An 18,482-nucleotide genomic window follows, 5' to 3' on the forward strand; every position below is an offset into this window, starting at 1 on the left:
CTTTCTGCTAATGGTCAACACAAGGAGTGTTTTATGACGATAGCAACCTCAAGAACGCTGTTGGTTCCTTATACCGAACAGCTACAACACGACTTTATCAAGTTGAATTGCTGCCCCATTAATCGTGCTGAAATGAATGGGCCGCACTCTATTGCCTCTGCTAAGCACTTATTTCAAGAGATACTGCAAGACAACGTCGGCTTCTGCCGTGCGATCATCCACAACCAAACCCGTGAATATCTTGGGCATGTCTTTGTTTCATCGGAAGAGGGGAAGCATGAACTTGGTTTTATTTTGGATAAAGAATACTGGAATCAAGGTCTTGCTAGTGAGGTGCTAAAACCTTTCTTTAGTTTGGTGTGTTTTGAAGAACGTCTAACGAATGTTGTCGCGACTGTAAATGTTGGCCATAACCCATCAATTAAATTATTGGAAAAATTAGGCTTTGCATTTAAAGAGACCAAACAAGATCAGTTTGGCCCTTACCATGAATATCTCTATACCGCGTATTGTGACGTTACATTCTATGAGGCTGTAGCTCAAACCGCATAGAGCGGAAGCCTACCATAGTCAGTTTGCCTTGGTACAGGTCATCACCTAACGCTGAAAATTCAAATTGGTACACTGTATGCCAGCGCCAAATCGTGGTTAACTCATGGCGCATCTTAAGCTTATGGCCACTGAAAGCAACACTCAACAATTGTAAATCCAGCTCTTTACACTTTCTCGCAATGGCAGCCTTCGCAAGCTCTGATTGCCTGCGCTGCTGCCAAAATAGAAAGCAAAAGAAGCACAGCATCAAAATAGCCAATAAGTTATCTATCATTTAATCCATACTTCCTTTTATCTCTCTATTCCAATCGTGATTTGAGCTTATTCTTACGAGCTATTGGGGTTGAGCCAGACTGCTATTAAGTCGTTCAGCTTTTGATTTATTCGACTATTGCGACTTAGCCGCTTGTTGTAACTCAACAAGTGCATTGGCGAGTTCTGGTGATGGGTTCGAGTTCAATAATGGTAAAAATACCATTCTCAGTGTCGGAATCATCACTAAATCTGCAAATAACTGATTGAACAGGTTCTGGTTGCCTGTTTGTGCGAGGCGCAACAAGAATTGCTCAGCAATCGCTGGATCTTGTAGTGCGTGCCAGCTGCGACCAGCCAAACCAATTAACACCTCTTGGTGGCTTAGGCGTGGGCTAGCCAAGACTTGATTAATCACGGCATTCGTTGTGTTTTGCTCTGCGCCAGAAAGGGCACGTACCAGTGCTGAAAGCAAGAACAGATCCGGTTCTTGGCTATTAATCTCGCTTTCAGTCATCTCTTGTAAGCGTTGAGCCAGCTTGTCATTGATTTGCGTGTGTTCAAGTGCCCCTAGTGTTGCGTATAGAGGTTCTGATGGCAGTTTGTTCAATGCTTTACGAATCGCGACACCGTTTTGCTGGCTGCCTAGGCGAGCACACATATCGGTGATGCCTTGAAGACCAACAGTTTTCCAGTTGTCCCAGCCTAGATCGCCAGTGAAGTAGCGTTGAGCGTGTTCGTAGTATTGGCTCGTCGCCAGATCTAAACCGGCTCTTACTTGGCTATGGAACACGGCCATCTTGTCTTCTGAAGGCTTAAACGTGTATGGGTTGTTAGACAGCTTTTGTTGTTGCTCTTCGCTGATCTCGCCGTTTAAACGTGTGCCCATTGCTTCGATAACAAACTTAAGGAAGTTGCCTACATCGCCTTGATGCAATAGGCCTCTTTCGTCCAGTTTAAACTTTAGGAACCAAATCCAAGGTTGCTTGTGTTCGTTCCAGTAACTAATCGCTAAGTGAGCTTGTTTCTGAAGTGGAAATGGGTACGGCTGTTTCCCTTGCTCAACATCAGAGAATAAGGTGTTGTCGATCTTCTGAATGCGACGACCTAGGTCGTAGATATCGTATTGGCAACCGCTATTCTTTAGTAACTGAGTGAGCGTGTGAATCGTTTCCATAGTAATAAAGCTCCTAACTTTCTTTCCTAAATAGATGGTACTCTATGCCCCAATTTCAAGGTCACTAGATAAATAACTTGGTGAAAAATGACAGCTGCCACAAAGTTACCTCCTTTACTTCAACAATTAGAACAACAAATGCGCCAATGTTCGCTGTGGAGCGATGTTTCGCCTTCGGATGAAGCGCTTGTAAGCGTTGAACCTTTCGCTATTGATTCGCTACAACCTGAAGAGTGGCTGCAGTGGATCTTCATCGTTAAGATCAATGCAATGATGGATGCACAAATGAGCCTACCTAAAGGCTTTGCTATTCATCCTTATTTTGGTGAAGTGTGGAAAAATGAGGCAGACAAAGCTGAACTGCTAGTGACGATTCTGAGCATTGATGAGGTATGCGCGTAATGTTAGAGATCATTTATCAAGATGAGTATTTTGTCGCGGTGAATAAGCCTGCGGGTATGCTAGTGCATCGCTCATGGTTGGATAAACACGAGACTCAGTTTGTGATGCAGACTCTGCGCGACCAAATTGGCCAGCACGTCTTTCCTCTGCATCGTTTAGACCGACCAACATCTGGTGTGTTGGTGTTTGCACTGTCGAGTGAGGTTGCCTCTGAGGTGATGCCGATGTTCGCCAACCACGAGATGCAAAAAACCTATCATGCGATTGTGCGTGGGTGGATAGAAGAGGGCGATACGCTCGATTATGCGCTTAAGGTTGAACTGGATAAGATCGCAGATAAGTTCGCGAAAGAAGACAAAGAAGCGCAAGAGGCGGTGACAGTTTATGAACCGCTAGCAAAAGTGGAAGTACCATATTCTACGGGGCGTTTCCCAACGAGCCGTTACTGCTTGGTTGAGATGATGCCAAAGACTGGTCGCAAACATCAGCTGCGTCGTCACATGGCTCACCTAAGACACCCAATTGTGGGTGATACTTCACATGGTGATGGTAAGCACAACCGATTGTTTCGTGATGATTTAGGTTCGCACCGTTTGTTGCTACATGCGTCTGAATTACGTTTCATTCATCCTTTCACTAAAGAAGAGTTGGTAATGAAGGCCAACCTAGATGAAACGTGGTTAAGGTTGTTTGAAACTTTTGAGTGGGACACCAACTTAATCAATGCTAAAGCGTGTTCGTCTAAGTAAAAATACACGCACCTAAGTAAGCATAGAAAGTAAAACAAAGGGCTGATAGTGATATCAGCCCTTTTTAATGTCTGCGTGATCTGAGCGTAACAACTCATCGTGGTTGTTAGTTATCTTTTCTCGGGATCATTTTAGCTTTTCTAGATCGGCTTCGATCTCAGCGATCTTACTTGATACCACTTTCTCTAGATGGCGTAAGTCGGTAAGGATCTTCTGCTTCACATCCACCTCAGCCGTTGGCGTAGGTTTGGTGATTTTGTTGAGCTCATCAATTACAAGAGTGAGGTTGCGGTTAATCTCGGTCACTTCTTTGTATTGATTATTGCCACCGCTAACAAGCACACTTTTTACTTGTCGTGGGTACTTAAACTTAACGCTTTTTGCGAACAGTTCACCTTTCTGCTTACGAAAGTAAATCTTCAGGATATCTTTGTGCGCTTCTTGGCGAAGGGAGTAACGTTCAATCTGTTTAGGTTCGTGGATACCTAAGCCAGTGAGGTTTGGATACATAAGCGACCTCTAGGTTATGAATGTAATACTTTTATGTAATTGACTTGATCAATGTAGCAGCCTAACGACGAGCTAGATAGTTGATATCTGTGAATTGATTGTAAGTTGTGGGCAAGATCGCTCTCTATCTTTACCCACTCTTATTTAGTTATTAAACCTGGTGATAGCCTGCATTAGCTTTCTAAGGTGCGAGTTCCGAAACGTGCTCGGTTAATCGTTCTCTTAGCGCCTGTTCTTGTTCTTCAGACAGCCTTCCCCCTGCTTCACTGGTCAGAATAAACAAATCTTCTGCACGTTCACCGATGGTTGTGATTTTCGCACCGTGTAAGTTGATGTCTAGTTCCGCAAAGGTTGCACCCACTTGAGCCAATAACCCCGGCGTATCAAGGGCTCTTAACTCCATCAAGGTGCGCTTTTTGCTCTTGGTTGGCAGGAACTCAACTAAGGTTTTGACCTTAAAGTGCTGCAAGTTACGTGGCGTGCGACGCGTCTTTATCTTCGTCGGGCGGCCATCAGCCAATACATGAGTCAAATGTTTAGCAACGGCTTTGTGTCTCGCTTCATCAATCGCTTCACCATGTTGGTCTAGTACGATAAAGGTATCCAAAACATGGCCATCTTTGCTGACCATGACCTGCGCGTCATGAACGTTAAAGTTGCGCCTGTCGAGTTCGGCAACCACGGTCGCAAACAGTGCCGCTTGGTCTTTACAGTAAACGAACACCTCGGTACCGCCCCGTGTCGCTTTCTTACTGATCAGTACTAATGGTTGGCTTGGATTTTCCAGGCGAAGTAAGTGCTCACAATGCCAAGCGATTTGTTTGTGCGTATGACGTAAGAAGTAATCGGCCTTGAAACGCTGCCATAGCACTTCAATTTCACGAGCTGTGAAGCCTTCTTTACGCAGCAGTGCCGATGCCATTTGTTGATTGTGACGAATACGATCTCTAACATCGACCGGGTTTTCCAAGCCACGGCGCAGCGCACGCTGAGTTGAGTGGAATAACTCTGCGAGTAGGGTCCGTTTCCAACTGTTCCATAACTCAGGGTTCGTCGCACAGATATCAGCCACGGTTAAACAAACCAATAGTTCGAGTGACTCTTCATCACGAACTTTTTTGGCGAATTCGGTGATCACATCTGGGTCATAGATATCACGGCGCTGAGCCGTTACTGACATCAACAGGTGATTTTGTACCAACCACGCCACTTGTTTAGCTTCAGGTTTCGATAGCCCGTGCTCGATACAGAAAGAATAAGCCTCAACTGCACCAATCTCAGAGTGGTCTCCGCCACGGCCTTTGCCGATGTCGTGGAAGATAGCAGCAAGGATTAATAACTCTTTCTTTTGTACTCGTGGGTACACTTCACAGCAGATAGGGTGCTTATCGTGGTTTTCAATTTGACCAAAACGGTTGATATGCTTGAGTAGGCGAATGCTGTGTTCATCCACGGTGTAAACATGGAACAGGTCGAATTGCATCTGACCTACTATCTGACTCCATTGCGGTAAGTACGCTGAGAGCACGCCGAGTTTATGCATTAAGCTAAAGGCTTTGTGCAGTGCATTCGGGTGGCGAACTAACGCCATGAACTTGTCTCGAGCTTCAGGAATGGTATGTAGGAATCGGTTCAATCGACGACGCGCCGTACGCAGTTGTCGTAATGTTGGAGGGCTAACACCTTCGATGGAAGAGTCATTCGCGATGTGGATGAACATATCGAGAATCGTTTCTGGTCTTGCTTGGAATAGAGCTGGTTTACGCGCTTCGATCAATGACCCTCGACGTTGGAAGTCATTATCGAGAATCTCCGCATCTTGGGTCTGACCGCCATTGATGATCGCTTGATCGAACAGTTTCAGAAGCATTTTATTAAGCTCAGCTACGCGACGAAGCGTGCGGTAGAACTCCTTCATCATCATCTCGACGCCACGATTCCCTTCGCCCGTATAACCCAGATGTTCAGCTACCTGGGCTTGATGGGCAAAGGTGAGACGGTTGTCGTAACGGCGCAGTTCAATGTGCAGCGCAAAACGAACGCGCCATAGGAAATCTTGGCACTCAACTAATTCACGATACTCCGCATCGGTTAGAAAGCCGTATTTGCTCATCTCTAACAAAGAGGTCGCACCGAAATGGCGACGCGCAACCCAGCTCAGAGTGTGGATGTCTCTTAATCCACCCGGAGTCGATTTGATATCGGGTTCTAGATTGTAAGTGGTGTCGTGGTAGCGAGCGTGACGCTCTCTTTGTTCTTGAATCTTAGCCTTGTAGAAGGTTTCACTAGGCCAAAATGAATCAGAGTGAATCTTCAGTTTCAGTTCTTGGAAGGTGTCTTCGCTGCCACACAACAAGCGTGACTCTTGCAGGTTGGTAGCAACGGTTAAATCATCAATGCCTATATCAAGACATTCGGCAATGGTACGTACCGCGTGACCAACTTCGAGTCTCAAATCCCAGAGTAGGGTGATGAACTGGCTGACTTTTTCGCCGAGTGCTGGTGGCAATGTTTTCTGCGAGACGATAAGGATATCAATGTCAGACAAGGGGTGAAGTTCGCCACGGCCATAGCCGCCCACTGCGACCAGTGAGATATGAGGCAGTTTGCTGAATCCGAAGTGATCCCATAATCGACTGAGAAGCAAATCCATGTACTCGGAGCGCAACAGAACTAAGTCGGTAACTGGGTGGTGATTCAGAAATTCATTTTTTTGATACTGCGTGAAGATCTCGAGCTGATTTTTTAATTCGCAGATTTCAATTTGTTCGTCATTGAACGTAAGAGGGCATTGATAAGGCATAGTCTGCTATCCGTGCAAGCAAATGAGAATAGTAAACAATTTAACAGAAGCTGATGGAAAGTCGAAATTGAGCGGATAAAAAAATATCCTCGATAATGCGAGGATATTTTTAAAAGGCGGATGCGTTCAGTTCGGCGAACTAAGCGTTCTTCATGATGCGTGGAATCGTATCGTCGCTGCGTAGTGTCAGTACTTCACAACCAGTATCCGTCACAACTAGTGTGTGTTCCCACTGCGCCGAGTTCTTGCTGTCGGCTGTGTAAACGGTCCAGCTATCTTGGTCATCAAGACGGCAGCCAAATTTACCTGCGTTGATCATTGGCTCGATAGTGAAGCACATACCTGCTTTTAATACAGTGCGGTCGTTGTTTTTGTAGTGAACGACTTGTGGGTCTTCATGGAATTCAGCCCCAATGCCGTGACCACAGTAATCTTTAACAATTGAGAATTTTGCGCGTGGGTTGTTCTTATTGTTTGTTTTGATGTACTTCTCGATAGCAGTACCTATTTGGCCAAGCTGGACACCAGGCTTTACTTGGCGCATGCCTTCGTAAAGTGCTTCTTGAGCAACCATACATAGACGCTTGTTTGCTGGTGAAACTTCACCCACAAGGAACATCTTAGAGGTGTCGCCATGGTAACCTTGTGGACGAACGCTTAGGTCTGCGTTTTCGTCATCAGGGATGATTACCGTGATATCAACGTTAAGAATGTCGCCATCTTTTAATACAGCCGGTTTGAATTGACCTGTGCTACCAGTTTCGTCTTGTGATGCTGGAATACCATGGCACACAATGTGGTTGATAGACGTACAGATTGACTTAGGGAAACCGTGGTAATCAAGTGGTGCTGAGTATGCGCCTCTTTCCGTAGCGTACTCGTGACAGATTTGGTTTAGCTCTTCTGTCGTTGTACCTACTTGGATATGAGGTTCAATCATCTCTAGAATTTCAGAAGCCAGTTTGCCGGCGACGCGCATCTTTTCAATTTCTTCAGCAGTTTTAATTTTTACAGCCATTGCATATCTCTTAATTGGGTAGCACCTAAGTGTGCATATTGGGGCTATTCTATCAGTGCAGCATTTTAGCGCAACATTCCCATATCCGCACAATACCGATGGATACTGTTTAACCTGAGTAAATAATGTTCGGTTAAAAGATGTAGAAGCAACTTGATATGGATGCCATTTATAGAGGAAATTCGTCTTTAGAGGTCAGTATAGCAGTCGCCATTTTTCGATTTTTTTCTAGCCATAGATAGACAAAATATGGTATAAAGCGCGCCGGACATCAGGAGTGTTTTCTCCAATTGGCGAAACAAGCTTTGTGTCCACTAACTTATTTCTTTAAATCACACACATTCCGACACATGTTCCGGGGTGCCTCAACAACACAAATAACGGCTGAAAAGTGGTTAGTTGTTAGGGGTCGGATTCATGGGGGATGTGGAGGCCTAACCCCATAGAGGATTTTAAAATGGCAACTGTATCAATGCGCGATATGCTTAAAGCTGGTGTTCACTTCGGTCACCAAACTCGTTACTGGAACCCAAAAATGAAGCCATTCATCTTTGGTGCTCGTAACAAAGTACATATCATCAACCTAGAAAAAACTGTACCAATGTTCAACGACGCTCTAGCTGAAATCGCTAAAGTTGGCGAGAAGAAAGGTAAAGTTCTTTTTGTTGGTACTAAGCGCGCTGCATCTGAAGCTGTTAAAGAAGCTGCTATCAACAGCAACCAGTTCTACGTTAACAACCGCTGGTTAGGCGGTATGCTAACGAACTACAAAACTGTTCGTCAGTCTATCAAGCGTCTGAAAGAACTTGAAGCGCAAGCTCAAGACGGTACTTTCGACAAGCTTACTAAGAAAGAAGCTCTAATGCGTACTCGTGAAATGGAGAAGCTAGAGAAATCTCTTGGTGGTATCAAGAACATGGGCGGCCTTCCAGACGCTCTATTCGTAATCGATGCTGATCACGAACACATCGCAGTTAAAGAAGCAAACAACCTAGGTATCCCAGTTTACGCTGTAGTTGATACTAACTCTAACCCAGACGGCGTTGACTTCGTTATCCCTGGTAACGACGATGCAATCCGTGCAGTACAGCTTTACCTAAACGCTGCTGCAGACGCGGTTAAAGAAGGTCGCAACAAAGATGTTGCTGCTGTAGCTGCTGAAAAAGACGGTTTTGTAGAAGCTGAATAATAGCGGCTCTGAGCCATATTTAGTTCATATTAAGCGGTCATAATCGGTGGCTTAACGGACTGAATACAGTCAATATCAGGGGCCAATTAATTAGGCCCCTGTTTTTTATCTTTTTTAGAATTTACTGAGGAATAGAGAATGGCAACTGTAACTGCAGCTCTAGTTAAAGAACTTCGCGAGCGCACTGGCGCTGGCATGATGGAATGTAAGAAAGCGCTTGTAGAAGCAAACGCTGACATCGAACTAGCAATTGAAAACATGCGTAAGTCTGGCGCAGCGAAAGCAGCTAAGAAAGCTGGTAACGTTGCTGCTGAAGGCGCAATCATCATCAAAGAAGAGAACGGCGTAGCTGCTCTTCTTGAAGTTAACTGCCAAACTGACTTCGTAGCAAAAGATGCTAACTTCACAGCATTCGCAGAAGAAGTTGCAGCTGCTGCAGTAGCTTCTCAAGCAACTGTTGAAGAGCTACAAGCACAGTTCGAAGAGACTCGTGTTGCTCTAGTTGCAAAAATCGGCGAAAACATCAACATCCGTCGCGTACAGTACGTTTCAGGTGTTGCACTAGCTTCTTACCGTCACGGTGAGAAAATCGGTGTTGTTGTTGCTGGTGAAGGCGAAGCTGAAACTCTTAAGCACGTTGCAATGCACGTTGCTGCATCACGTCCTGAGTTCCTAAACCCAGAAGACGTACCTGCAGACGTAGTTGCTAAAGAAAAAGCAGTTCAAGTTGAAATCGCTATGAACGAAGGCAAACCAGCTGAAATCGCAGAGAAAATGGTTGTTGGCCGTATGAAGAAATTCACGGGCGAAATCTCTCTAACTGGTCAAGCTTTCATCATGGAGCCTAAGCAAACTGTTGGCGCTATCCTTAAAGAGAAAGGCGCTTCAGTATCTAACTTCGTACGTCTAGAAGTTGGTGAAGGCATCGAGAAAGCAGCTGAAATGAGCTTTGCTGACGAAGTTGCAGCGGTACAAAAAGGTTAATCCTTAGCGTATTGTTTGAAAAGAGACCGTGGCAAATGCTGCGGTCTTTTTATGAATAGTGAATTATTTTTTAGCTGTTATGAATGCAAACTGAGCTATTCAGTTTTTATCCATGACTGTTAATCATCAACTCTTTGGAAGGTAAACTCCATGACTACGAACCCTAAACCGGCGTATCAACGTATTCTGTTAAAACTTAGCGGTGAAGCACTACAAGGCGAAGAAGGTTTTGGTATTGACCCGACGATCCTTGATCGTATGGCTCAAGAAGTGAAAGAATTGGTTGAACTAGGTGTTCAAGTAGGCGTTGTTATCGGTGGTGGTAACCTTTTCCGTGGTGCAGGCCTTGCTGAAGCAGGTATGAACCGCGTTGTTGGTGACCACATGGGTATGCTTGCAACGGTAATGAACGGCCTTGCAATGCGTGACGCTCTTCACCGTGCTTACGTAAACGCACGTGTAATGTCTGCAATCCCTCTTAAAGGTGTGTGTGACGACTACAACTGGGCAGACGCAATCAGCCAACTACGTCAAGGTCGCGTTGTGATCTTCTCTGCTGGTACTGGTAACCCATTCTTCACTACGGATTCTGCTGCATGTCTACGTGGTATCGAAATCGAAGCTGACGTAGTTCTAAAAGCGACAAAAGTAGATGGTGTATTTACTTCTGACCCTGTAGCAAACCCAGACGCAGAGCTGTATGATACGTTGTCTTACAACACAGTTCTTGATAAAGAACTTAAAGTAATGGACTTGGCTGCATTTACGCTAGCACGTGATCACAAAATGCCAATCCGCGTATTTAACATGAATAAACCAGGCGCACTACGTCGCGTGGTTATGGGTGAAACTGAAGGTACATTAATCAGCGACGCTGACTAATTTTTCGGGCTTACTGAGGTGTTAGACTTTGGTAAGCTTATCCTTATCACTCAAATAAAAAGCTTTCTTGAAGAAAGAACATAATCAAGGTGAAATTGTGATTAACGAAATCAAAAAAGACGCTCAAGAGCGCATGGTAAAAAGTGTTGATGCACTAAAAAACAGCCTGCAAAAGATTCGTACAGGTCGTGCGCACCCAAGCTTACTTTCTGGTCTTACTGTTGAGTACTACGGTGCTCCAACGCCTTTGACTCAAGTAGCTAACGTTATCGCTGAAGATGCACGTACACTAGCTATTACAGTGTTTGATAAAACACTGACTCCTCTAGTTGAAAAAGCAATTCTGACATCTGACCTAGGCCTAAACCCTATGTCTGCTGGCACAGTTATCCGTGTTCCACTTCCTCCGCTAACGGAAGAGCGTCGTAAAGACCTAGTTAAAATCGTTCGTGGCGAAGCTGAAGGTGGCCGTGTTGCTATCCGTAACATCCGTCGTGACGCGAATGGCGATCTAAAAGCACTTCTTAAAGATAAAGAAATCTCTGAAGATGAAGATCGTAAAGCACAAGACGAAATTCAAAAGCTAACTGATGCTGCGGTTAAGAACGTAGACGAAGTTCTAGCTGTTAAAGAAAAAGAGTTGATGGAAGTTTAATTTTCCATATTCTTTTCTTTCCGGAAAAACGCTGTACTCACGGTGCAGCGTTTTTTTATGCTACTCTGTTCGACTATTAGAATTTGATTCACTCTTTTATGCATAATTCTCAAGCGTTCACAGACTCTCTTCCTAAACACATTGCTATCATTATGGATGGTAATGGTCGCTGGGCAAAAGCTCAGGGCAAGCCTCGCGTCTTTGGCCATAAAAACGGTGTTCAAGCCGTTCGTAAAACTATCTCTTCTGCAGCCAGACTTGGCATTAAAGCCGTTACTCTTTTTGCGTTTAGTAGCGAGAACTGGCGTCGTCCTGAAGAAGAAGTCGGTATTTTGATGGAACTGTTTATTTCAGTGCTATCGAGTGAAGTAAAAAAGCTTCATAAAAATAATCTACAACTTCGTGTTATTGGTGATAAAAGTCGTTTCAATGATCGACTACAAAAGAAGATAGAAGAAGCGGAAGCTTTGACTAGCACCAATACCGGTATGGTTATTAATATTGCGGCTAACTACGGCGGTAAGTGGGATATTCAGCAAGCAATGACCTCTATTGCTCAACAGGTAAAGTCTGGTGATATTAATGTAGATGACATTGATGAAGCTATGATTACACAGCATCTGACGATGGCAGATATTCCTGAAGTCGATCTACTTATCCGTACCAGTGGTGAATGCCGCATTAGTAATTTTATGCTTTGGCAGTTGGCTTACGCCGAAATGTATTTCACTGAACAATTCTGGCCAGACTTTAATGAAGACAGCTTAGTAGAAGCTGTGACTTGGTTTGTAAACCGTGAGCGTCGTTTTGGATGCACCGGTGAGCAAATCAAAGCTCTGATGGACAGTTAATAAGGATTTTTTGGTTTGAAACAACGAATTATTACGGCGTTGATTTTAGCTCCCCTAGTTATTCTAGGCATTTTCGAGTTATCACTTCCTACATTTATTCTTTCATTAGCGGTGATCTCGCTATTAGGTTTTTGGGAGTGGACTCAGTTTATTGAAAGCAAATCGCGTTATTTAGCGTTGATTCCAACGGTTGTGGTTAGTGCCGCAAGTTTTGCTTTTATCCCTTTTGATGCATTTAGCCTTAATAACTTGTCTACTGCTCACTACGCCATTCTAACGATTGGCTCAATTTGGTGGGTAATAGCGAGTGGTATGGCGGTGACTTATCCTAAGTCTATGCCTGCATGGAAAGATTCTTCTCTTCTTCGTCACGCCTTTGGTGTGCTGACTCTGCTGCCATTCTTCTGGAGTGTGGTTATCCTGCGTGCTAACGGTATCGATGTTGATCCCTACCACGGTGCAAAATTGGTGATGTTTGTTTGCTTGCTCGTTTGGGCGGCGGACAGCGGTGCTTACTTTTCAGGAAAGAGCTTTGGTAAGCGCAAAATGGCCCCGGCGGTAAGCCCGAATAAAACGATTGAAGGTCTTATTGGTGGCATCATTACTGCAGTGATCGTGGCTTGGATCTTTGCTGACTTGTTTGATATCCAATTCACAAGTCCTCTTCACATGATTGTTATTACTCTTGTGACCGTCGTTATCTCTGTTCTTGGTGACCTTGTTGAAAGCATGTTTAAGCGTGTGTCTGGGGTGAAAGACAGCAGTAATCTGATTCCTGGTCATGGTGGTATACTAGATAGAATAGATAGCTTAACGGCTGCATTCCCTGTCTTTGCTCTGCTTTATTTAGCATTCTAATAAAAAAGGGCAGTGATTCTGCCCTTTATTACATTTCTACGGTCATATGTGATGCGAAATCTAACTATCCTTGGCGCTACCGGCTCTATTGGTGCAAGTACACTAAAAGTCGTTGAGCAAAACCCAGATCTTTATACGGTCGTGGCACTAGCCTCCGGTTCGAATGTTGAAAAGATGCTGGCGCTAGTTGAAAAGTGGCAACCAAGCTATGTTGCGATGGCTTGCCCCGATGCAGCGTCTCAACTGAGTGATGTGTTGTCTTCGGATTACCCAAACATCAAAGTGCTTTCAGGCTCAGAAGGCATGTGTCAGGTCGCTTCCCTAGATGAAGTAGACACTGTTATGGCTGCGATTGTTGGCGCAGCAGGCTTGCTTCCTACTATGGCTGCGGTTAAGGCTAGTAAGCGTATCTTGCTTGCTAATAAAGAAGCCTTGGTGATGTCTGGACAGTTGTTTATAGACGCCGTGGAAAAGTACGGTGCTGAGCTACTTCCTGTCGACAGTGAACATAATGCTATCTTCCAGTGTTTGTCGCAAAACGTCCAAACCAATCTAGGTCGCTGTGATTTAGAAGCCAACGGTATTAACCATATTCTACTAACTGGTTCTGGTGGTCCTTTCCGTTATACCGATGTGGCTGAGTTGGAATCAGTGACTCCTGAACGCGCTATCGCACACCCTAACTGGTCTATGGGCCCTAAGATCTCTGTCGATTCAGCGACCATGATGAATAAAGGCTTAGAGTACATTGAAGCGAAATGGTTATTTAATGCCTCTCAAGAACAGTTGAAAGTGATTATTCATCCTCAATCTGTGATTCATTCTATGGTTCAGTACAAGGACGGCTCTGTGCTTGCTCAAATGGGCGAACCGGATATGGCGACGCCAATCGCTTTAACGATGTCTTACCCTGAGCGAACAGAAGCGGGCGTTAAGCCTCTGGATTTCACTAAAGTGGGCGAGCTTACTTTTCTAGAACCAGACTTTAGTCGTTACCCATGTTTAAGGTTAGCGATTGAAGCTTGCTACTTGGGTCAGCATGCTACAACCGCAATTAACGCGGCAAACGAAATTGCCGTCGATGCTTTCTTGAACAATCGAGTGAAGTTTACCGATATTGCTGTCATTAACGAACATGTTATGAGCAAAGTATGTGAACAACATAACTCTGAGGGCTTAGATAGCTTGGAAAGCCTTCTCGAGCTAGATAATATGTCTCGTCAATTAGCCAATCAATTTATTAAAGAGCAGCTAGCATGAGTGGAATTCTGTGGAACTTCGCATCCTTTATAGTAGCGCTTGGCATTCTGGTCGCTGTTCATGAGTTTGGACATTTCTGGGTTGCTCGTCGCTGTGGTGTGAAAGTTGAGAAATTCTCGATTGGTTTTGGTAAATCAATCTGGAGCAAAGTTGGCCGTGATGGTACGGAATACAGCTTGTCAGTCATTCCATTGGGCGGCTACGTTAAGATGCTTGATGGTCGTGTTGACGACCTTTCTGAAGACGAACAACAATACGCTTTTGATAAGAAGCCATTGTGGAAAAGAACGGCGATAGTTGGTGCAGGTCCTGCGTTTAACTTTATCTTTGCCGTCTTTGCATATTGGCTAGTGTTTCTGATTGGCGTGCCGGCGGTTAAACCTGTAATCGGTGAAGTCACTCCGCAATCTATTGCTGCACAAGCCGGAATTGAAACTGGAATGGAACTTAAATCTATTTCAGGAATCAAAACCGCAGATTGGGAATCAGTCAATATGGGTTTGATATCACATATTGGTGATCAGTCCATGACTGTAACGGTTTCTTCTCAAGACGATATCGGCTTTGAACAGCAGATGACATTGGATATTTCAGACTGGTCATTCAACCCAGAAACTGAATCTGCAATGACAACGCTGGGCTTTAGACCGTATTCTCCAGAGATATCGACAGTGCTTGCTCAAGTCATTGATGACGGTGCGGCATACGATGCCGGAGTAAAGGCTGGTGACAAAATTGTTGAGATTAATGGACAGCCTATTCAACAGTGGCAGTCGGTTGTTGAGTTAATTCGTGCAAATCCAATGACATCATTGGACTTGGTCGTATTGCGAAATGGGGTTGAACAGCCATTAGTTATGACGCCAAAAAGTCGCGAGCTTTCTGATGGTTCGACAATTGGCTATGCAGGTATTGCTCCAGAAGTCGCAGAATGGCCAGAAGATTATCGCTTTGAGTTACAATTTGGTGTAATTGAGTCTGTAGGAAAAGCATTTGATAAAACAGGTCAAATCATTGGATTGACGCTGACAATGCTTAAGAAGCTCATCGTTGGTGATGTTGGCTTAAATAACTTGAGTGGCCCGATTTCAATAGCTAAAGGTGCAGGGACAACCGCCGATTACGGTTTGGTTTACTTCTTAGGCTTTTTGGCTCTGATTAGTGTTAACTTGGGTATTATTAATTTGGTTCCGCTGCCTATGCTTGATGGCGGACATTTGCTCTTTTTCGCTATTGAGGCCATTACTCGTAAACCAGTCCCTGAGAAAGTTCAGGAAATGGGATACAGAGTGGGAGGTGCAATCCTCTTCTCTTTGATGGCTCTGGCAATATTTAATGATTTTACTCGTCTGTGAATGGTTTCTCACAGGCATTGGTAGTAGCAAGGAATAATTAGAATAAGTATGGCGATTAAGCAAATTCTGTTCGCAAGTCTATTAGCCACTAGTGTGGCAGCGAATGGAGCACAAAACTTTGTAGTTCAAGATATCAAGATTGAAGGTTTACAGCGTGTTGCACTTGGTGCAGCTCTACTGAAAATGCCAGTACGTATTGGCGATGAAGTGGATGAAAGCGATGTATCTGAGATCATTCGTGCATTGTATGCTTCGGGTAACTTTGAGGATGTTAAAGTCCTTCGCGATGAAGGTGTTTTAGTTGTTCAAGTGAAAGAACGACCGACTATCGCAAGTATCTCATTCTCGGGTAACAAAGCGATCAAAGAAGAACAACTTCAACAGAACCTAGATGCGTCTGGCGTTCGTGAAGGTGAAGCCCTTGACCGTACTACGCTAAGCAACATCGAGAAAGGTCTTGAAGATTTTTACTACAGTGTTGGTAAGTACAACGCGACAGTAAAAGCGGTTGTGACGCCTTTGCCTCGTAATCGTTCTGACCTTAAGTTTGTCTTTACTGAAGGCGTATCTGCTAAGATTCAGCAAATCAACTTTATCGGTAACGAAGTCTTCTCAGACGCTGAGCTACTTAGCCGCTTTAATCTGAATGTTGATGTTGCATGGTGGAACTTCCTTGCGGATGAAAAATATCAGAAGCAAGTATTAGCGGGTGATATCGAAGCGCTGAAATCTTACTACCTCGACCGTGGTTACCTTAAGTTTAAGGTAGACTCTACTCAGGTTGCGATCTCTCCAGATAAGAAAGGCGTTTATATCACGCTTGGTATTGATGAAGGCGAAGCCTACACCGTTAAAGATGTCGCATTTCGTGGTGAACTCATCGGCCGTGAGGCTGATTTTGAAGCGCTAGTGCCATTTGAAGACGGTGATACTTATAACGGTTCATCGGTAACGTCTTTAGAAGAGAGCGTAAAACGAATTCTTGGTGAATCTGGTTATGCGTACCCACAAGTTCGTACGATTCCTGAATTCAATGATGAGACCAAAGAAGTGTCGTTAGTTATCAATGTAGAAGCGGGTAGCCGTATCTATGTTCGCGACATTCGATTCACGGGCAATAACTCAACGAAAGATGAAGTTCTTCGTCGTGAAATGCGTCAAATGGAAGGCAGTTGGCTTAACTCTAAGTCAATTGATACTGGTAAGAGCCGTCTTAACCGTTTAGGTTTCTTTGAAACGGTTGATGTACAAACAGTTCGTGTTCCTGGTAGTGAAGACCAAGTTGATTTGGTTTACAACGTTAAGGAAGCTAACTCAGGCAGCATCAACTTTGGTGTCGGCTACGGTACGGAATCAGGTGTCAGTTTCCAAGTTGGTTTACAACAAGACAACTTTGCAGGCTCAGGTAACCGTGTTGGTGTAAGTGCCATGATGAACGATTACCAAAAGAACGTGAGCTTAGACTACCGTGACCCATACTGGAACCTTGATGGTGTGAGTCTAGGCGGTAAGATCTTCTACAACGAATTCGAAGCCTCTGAAGCGGGTATTGTCGACTATACCAACCAAAGTTATGGTACTAGCCTAACATGGGGTTTCCCTATGGATGAGCTGAACCGTATCGAGTTTGGTGTTGGCTATACACACAACAAAATCGGTAACGTTCCGACCTATATCCAAGTTGAACAGTTTGCGAGAAGTATTGACCAATATGGTGACGAGCACATCTTAACTGATGACTTCGATATCAATATTTCTTGGACGCGTAACAACTTGAACCGTGGTTTCTTCCCAACTGAGGGTAACCACCAACGTGCTTTCGCTAAAATGACAGTACCAGGCTCTGATGCTAAGTACTTCAAAGCACAGTACGATGTAAAACATTACATCCCGCTGACCAAAAAGCATGAGTTCACACTATTGATGCGTGGCCGATTAGGCTATGGTAATGGTTATGGTCAAACGGATGGTAATGATAACTTGTTCCCATTCTACGAGAACTACTACGCGGGTGGCTTTACAACCCTACGTGGCTTTGGTTCTAACTCAGCAGGTCCGAAAGCCGTTTACGGAAGCAGCACAGGAAATAACCCTACGTACAGCTCTGCAACCGATGATTCAGTTGGTGGTAACGCGGTTGCTTTGGCCAGTTTAGAGTTAATTGTCCCAACGCCGTTTGCTTCTGATGAAGCGCGCAGCCAGATTCGAACCAGTGTCTTCTTCGACATGGCAAGTGTATGGGATACAGAGTTCGTAGACCGTGGCGCACCTAACAGTGGCAGTCAGTACTACTACGATTACTCTGATCCAACAAATTACCGTTCATCTTATGGTGCTGCCCTGCAATGGATGTCACCGATGGGCCCACTGGTTTTCTCTCTAGCGAAACCAGTTAAAATTTACGAAGGTGATGATGAGGAATTCTTCACATTTACCATTGGTAGAACTTTCTAATATTTAAAGGACAATATTTTGAAAAATATGATTAAAGCAGCAGGTTTAGGCCTTGTAGTTCTTAGTTCTTCTTTCTTTGCAACAGCTGCCGAAGCTGCGCAAAAAGTGGGTTATGTAAACACTGCACAAGTATTCCAGGCTCTACCTCAGCGTGAAGTTGTTCTTCAAAAAATGCAGGAAGAGTTCAAAGATAAAGCGGCTGAGTTACAGAGCATTCAAGCTGAAGCAAAGACTAAGATTGAAAAGCTTAAGCGTGATGGCGAACTACTTGGTCCTGACGAAGTTGAGAAGCTTCGTATTGAAGTAGGCCAACTAGACAGCAAGTACAAAATCAAAGCTCAAGCACTAGAAAAAGCAAGTCAACGTCGTGAAGCACAAGAGAAGCAGAAGCTGTTCAAAGTGATTCAAGATGCTGTAACTAAAGTTGCCGAGAAAGAAGGCTACGACATGATCGTTGATATTCAAGCTCTACAATACGGTAAGCCTGAATACAACATCTCTGAGCAAGTAATTAAATCACTGAAATAAGTT

18 protein-coding genes are annotated in these 18,482 nt (G+C 44.4%); 13 read left to right on the forward strand and 5 right to left on the reverse strand.

Going from position 1 to position 18,482, the window contains the following annotated elements; genetic code table 11:
- Nucleotides 1-33 precede the first annotated feature (33 nt).
- Nucleotides 34-552, forward strand: coding sequence for a GNAT family N-acetyltransferase (locus L4C44_RS09540; protein ID WP_146492090.1), 519 nt, complete (start codon nt 34-36; stop codon nt 550-552).
- On the opposite strand, the gene L4C44_RS09545 is transcribed toward L4C44_RS09540, so the two are convergent.
- Complete coding sequence (locus L4C44_RS09545) at nt 518-826, reverse strand: DUF3301 domain-containing protein (RefSeq protein ID WP_017060748.1); 309 nt, start codon at nt 824-826, stop codon at nt 518-520. The genes L4C44_RS09540 and L4C44_RS09545 overlap by 35 nt on opposite strands.
- Nucleotides 827-940: 114 nt before the next feature.
- Nucleotides 941-1,981 (reverse strand): DUF3549 family protein, encoded by a 1,041-nt coding sequence (locus tag L4C44_RS09550; RefSeq protein ID WP_428804949.1) that lies wholly within the window; start codon nt 1,979-1,981, stop codon nt 941-943.
- Between the two features lie 87 nt (nt 1,982-2,068).
- Here L4C44_RS09550 and L4C44_RS09555 point away from each other — a divergent pair, with 87 nt between their 5' ends.
- Both L4C44_RS09555 and truC read left to right on the forward strand, forming a co-directional pair.
- Nucleotides 2,069-2,383 carry a YqcC family protein gene (locus L4C44_RS09555; protein ID WP_146492092.1) on the forward strand — a complete coding sequence of 105 codons (315 nt, stop codon included), beginning with the start codon at nt 2,069-2,071 and terminating at the stop codon, nt 2,381-2,383.
- Nucleotides 2,383-3,132, forward strand: a complete 750-nt coding sequence (gene truC / locus L4C44_RS09560; RefSeq protein ID WP_146492093.1) for a tRNA pseudouridine(65) synthase TruC — start codon at nt 2,383-2,385, stop codon at nt 3,130-3,132. The genes L4C44_RS09555 and truC overlap by 1 nt, the downstream gene beginning before the upstream one ends.
- 126 nt (nt 3,133-3,258) lie before the next feature.
- Here truC and L4C44_RS09565 read toward each other — a convergent pair whose 3' ends face one another.
- The 3 genes from L4C44_RS09565 to map form a co-directional block, all read right to left on the reverse strand.
- Entirely contained in the window at nt 3,259-3,642 is a 384-nt protein-coding gene (locus L4C44_RS09565) for a DUF3461 family protein (RefSeq protein ID WP_004734354.1), read from the reverse strand.
- Between the two features lie 181 nt (nt 3,643-3,823).
- The gene (gene glnD, locus L4C44_RS09570) at nt 3,824-6,445 is read right to left on the reverse strand and encodes a bifunctional uridylyltransferase/uridylyl-removing protein GlnD (RefSeq protein WP_146492094.1); all 2,622 of its coding nucleotides are present in this window, start codon (nt 6,443-6,445) and stop codon (nt 3,824-3,826) included.
- A gap of 139 nt (nt 6,446-6,584) precedes the next feature.
- Entirely contained in the window at nt 6,585-7,463 is an 879-nt protein-coding gene (gene map / locus L4C44_RS09575) for a type I methionyl aminopeptidase (RefSeq protein ID WP_146492095.1), read from the reverse strand.
- A 457-nt stretch (nt 7,464-7,920) separates the two neighbouring features.
- On the opposite strand from map, the gene rpsB reads away from it, so the two are divergent.
- The 10 genes from rpsB (at nt 7,921) to L4C44_RS09625 (ending at nt 18,479) form a co-directional block, all read left to right on the forward strand.
- Entirely contained in the window at nt 7,921-8,652 is a 732-nt protein-coding gene (gene rpsB / locus L4C44_RS09580) for a 30S ribosomal protein S2 (RefSeq protein ID WP_009847420.1), read from the forward strand.
- A gap of 138 nt (nt 8,653-8,790) precedes the next feature.
- Entirely contained in the window at nt 8,791-9,636 is an 846-nt protein-coding gene (tsf, locus tag L4C44_RS09585; RefSeq protein ID WP_017630772.1) for a translation elongation factor Ts, read from the forward strand.
- A 150-nt stretch (nt 9,637-9,786) separates the two neighbouring features.
- A complete protein-coding gene (gene pyrH / locus L4C44_RS09590; protein WP_017630771.1) occupies nt 9,787-10,518 on the forward strand; it encodes a UMP kinase in 732 nt (243 codons plus the stop codon).
- A gap of 97 nt (nt 10,519-10,615) precedes the next feature.
- Nucleotides 10,616-11,173: a ribosome recycling factor gene (gene frr, locus L4C44_RS09595; protein ID WP_017060741.1), complete on the forward strand. Its 558-nt coding sequence runs from the start codon at nt 10,616-10,618 to the stop codon at nt 11,171-11,173.
- Between the two features lie 98 nt (nt 11,174-11,271).
- Nucleotides 11,272-12,024 (forward strand): undecaprenyl pyrophosphate synthase, encoded by a 753-nt coding sequence (gene uppS / locus L4C44_RS09600; protein WP_017063364.1) that lies wholly within the window; start codon nt 11,272-11,274, stop codon nt 12,022-12,024.
- 15 nt (nt 12,025-12,039) lie between these two features.
- On the forward strand, nt 12,040-12,882 hold the full coding sequence (locus tag L4C44_RS09605) for a phosphatidate cytidylyltransferase (RefSeq protein ID WP_146492096.1): 843 nt from the start codon (nt 12,040-12,042) through the stop codon (nt 12,880-12,882).
- 51 nt (nt 12,883-12,933) lie between these two features.
- Nucleotides 12,934-14,142 carry a 1-deoxy-D-xylulose-5-phosphate reductoisomerase gene (gene ispC / locus L4C44_RS09610; RefSeq protein WP_285954316.1) on the forward strand — a complete coding sequence of 403 codons (1,209 nt, stop codon included), beginning with the start codon at nt 12,934-12,936 and terminating at the stop codon, nt 14,140-14,142.
- Nucleotides 14,139-15,497 (forward strand): sigma E protease regulator RseP, encoded by a 1,359-nt coding sequence (gene rseP, locus L4C44_RS09615; protein WP_428804950.1) that lies wholly within the window; start codon nt 14,139-14,141, stop codon nt 15,495-15,497. Before ispC ends, rseP begins: the two co-directional genes overlap by 4 nt.
- Nucleotides 15,498-15,545: 48 nt before the next feature.
- Entirely contained in the window at nt 15,546-17,951 is a 2,406-nt protein-coding gene (bamA, locus tag L4C44_RS09620; RefSeq protein ID WP_060982524.1) for an outer membrane protein assembly factor BamA, read from the forward strand.
- A 27-nt stretch (nt 17,952-17,978) separates the two neighbouring features.
- The gene (locus L4C44_RS09625) at nt 17,979-18,479 is read left to right on the forward strand and encodes an OmpH family outer membrane protein (protein WP_004734343.1); all 501 of its coding nucleotides are present in this window, start codon (nt 17,979-17,981) and stop codon (nt 18,477-18,479) included.
- The last annotated feature ends 3 nt before the right edge of the window (nt 18,480-18,482 follow it).

Origin of the sequence: Vibrio satsumensis (assembly GCF_050337435.1) — a bacterium.
Lineage (GTDB): Bacteria > Pseudomonadota > Gammaproteobacteria > Enterobacterales > Vibrionaceae > Vibrio > Vibrio satsumensis.

What these genes read in the sequence shown, in the direction of transcription:
- L4C44_RS09540 (WP_146492090.1), top strand. Translation starts at nt 34, where the DNA reads ATGACGATAGCAACCTCAAGAACGCTGTTGGTTCCTTATACCGAACAG.
- L4C44_RS09545 (WP_017060748.1), bottom strand. Translation starts at nt 826, where the DNA reads ATGATAGATAACTTATTGGCTATTTTGATGCTGTGCTTCTTTTGCTTT.
- L4C44_RS09550 (WP_428804949.1), bottom strand. Translation starts at nt 1,981, where the DNA reads ATGGAAACGATTCACACGCTCACTCAGTTACTAAAGAATAGCGGTTGC.
- L4C44_RS09555 (WP_146492092.1), top strand. Translation starts at nt 2,069, where the DNA reads ATGACAGCTGCCACAAAGTTACCTCCTTTACTTCAACAATTAGAACAA.
- truC (WP_146492093.1), top strand. Translation starts at nt 2,383, where the DNA reads ATGTTAGAGATCATTTATCAAGATGAGTATTTTGTCGCGGTGAATAAG.
- L4C44_RS09565 (WP_004734354.1), bottom strand. Translation starts at nt 3,642, where the DNA reads ATGTATCCAAACCTCACTGGCTTAGGTATCCACGAACCTAAACAGATT.
- glnD (WP_146492094.1), bottom strand. Translation starts at nt 6,445, where the DNA reads ATGCCTTATCAATGCCCTCTTACGTTCAATGACGAACAAATTGAAATC.
- map (WP_146492095.1), bottom strand. Translation starts at nt 7,463, where the DNA reads ATGGCTGTAAAAATTAAAACTGCTGAAGAAATTGAAAAGATGCGCGTC.
- rpsB (WP_009847420.1), top strand. Translation starts at nt 7,921, where the DNA reads ATGGCAACTGTATCAATGCGCGATATGCTTAAAGCTGGTGTTCACTTC.
- tsf (WP_017630772.1), top strand. Translation starts at nt 8,791, where the DNA reads ATGGCAACTGTAACTGCAGCTCTAGTTAAAGAACTTCGCGAGCGCACT.
- pyrH (WP_017630771.1), top strand. Translation starts at nt 9,787, where the DNA reads ATGACTACGAACCCTAAACCGGCGTATCAACGTATTCTGTTAAAACTT.
- uppS (WP_017063364.1), top strand. Translation starts at nt 11,272, where the DNA reads ATGCATAATTCTCAAGCGTTCACAGACTCTCTTCCTAAACACATTGCT.
- ispC (WP_285954316.1), top strand. Translation starts at nt 12,934, where the DNA reads ATGCGAAATCTAACTATCCTTGGCGCTACCGGCTCTATTGGTGCAAGT.
- rseP (WP_428804950.1), top strand. Translation starts at nt 14,139, where the DNA reads ATGAGTGGAATTCTGTGGAACTTCGCATCCTTTATAGTAGCGCTTGGC.
- bamA (WP_060982524.1), top strand. Translation starts at nt 15,546, where the DNA reads ATGGCGATTAAGCAAATTCTGTTCGCAAGTCTATTAGCCACTAGTGTG.
- L4C44_RS09625 (WP_004734343.1), top strand. Translation starts at nt 17,979, where the DNA reads ATGATTAAAGCAGCAGGTTTAGGCCTTGTAGTTCTTAGTTCTTCTTTC.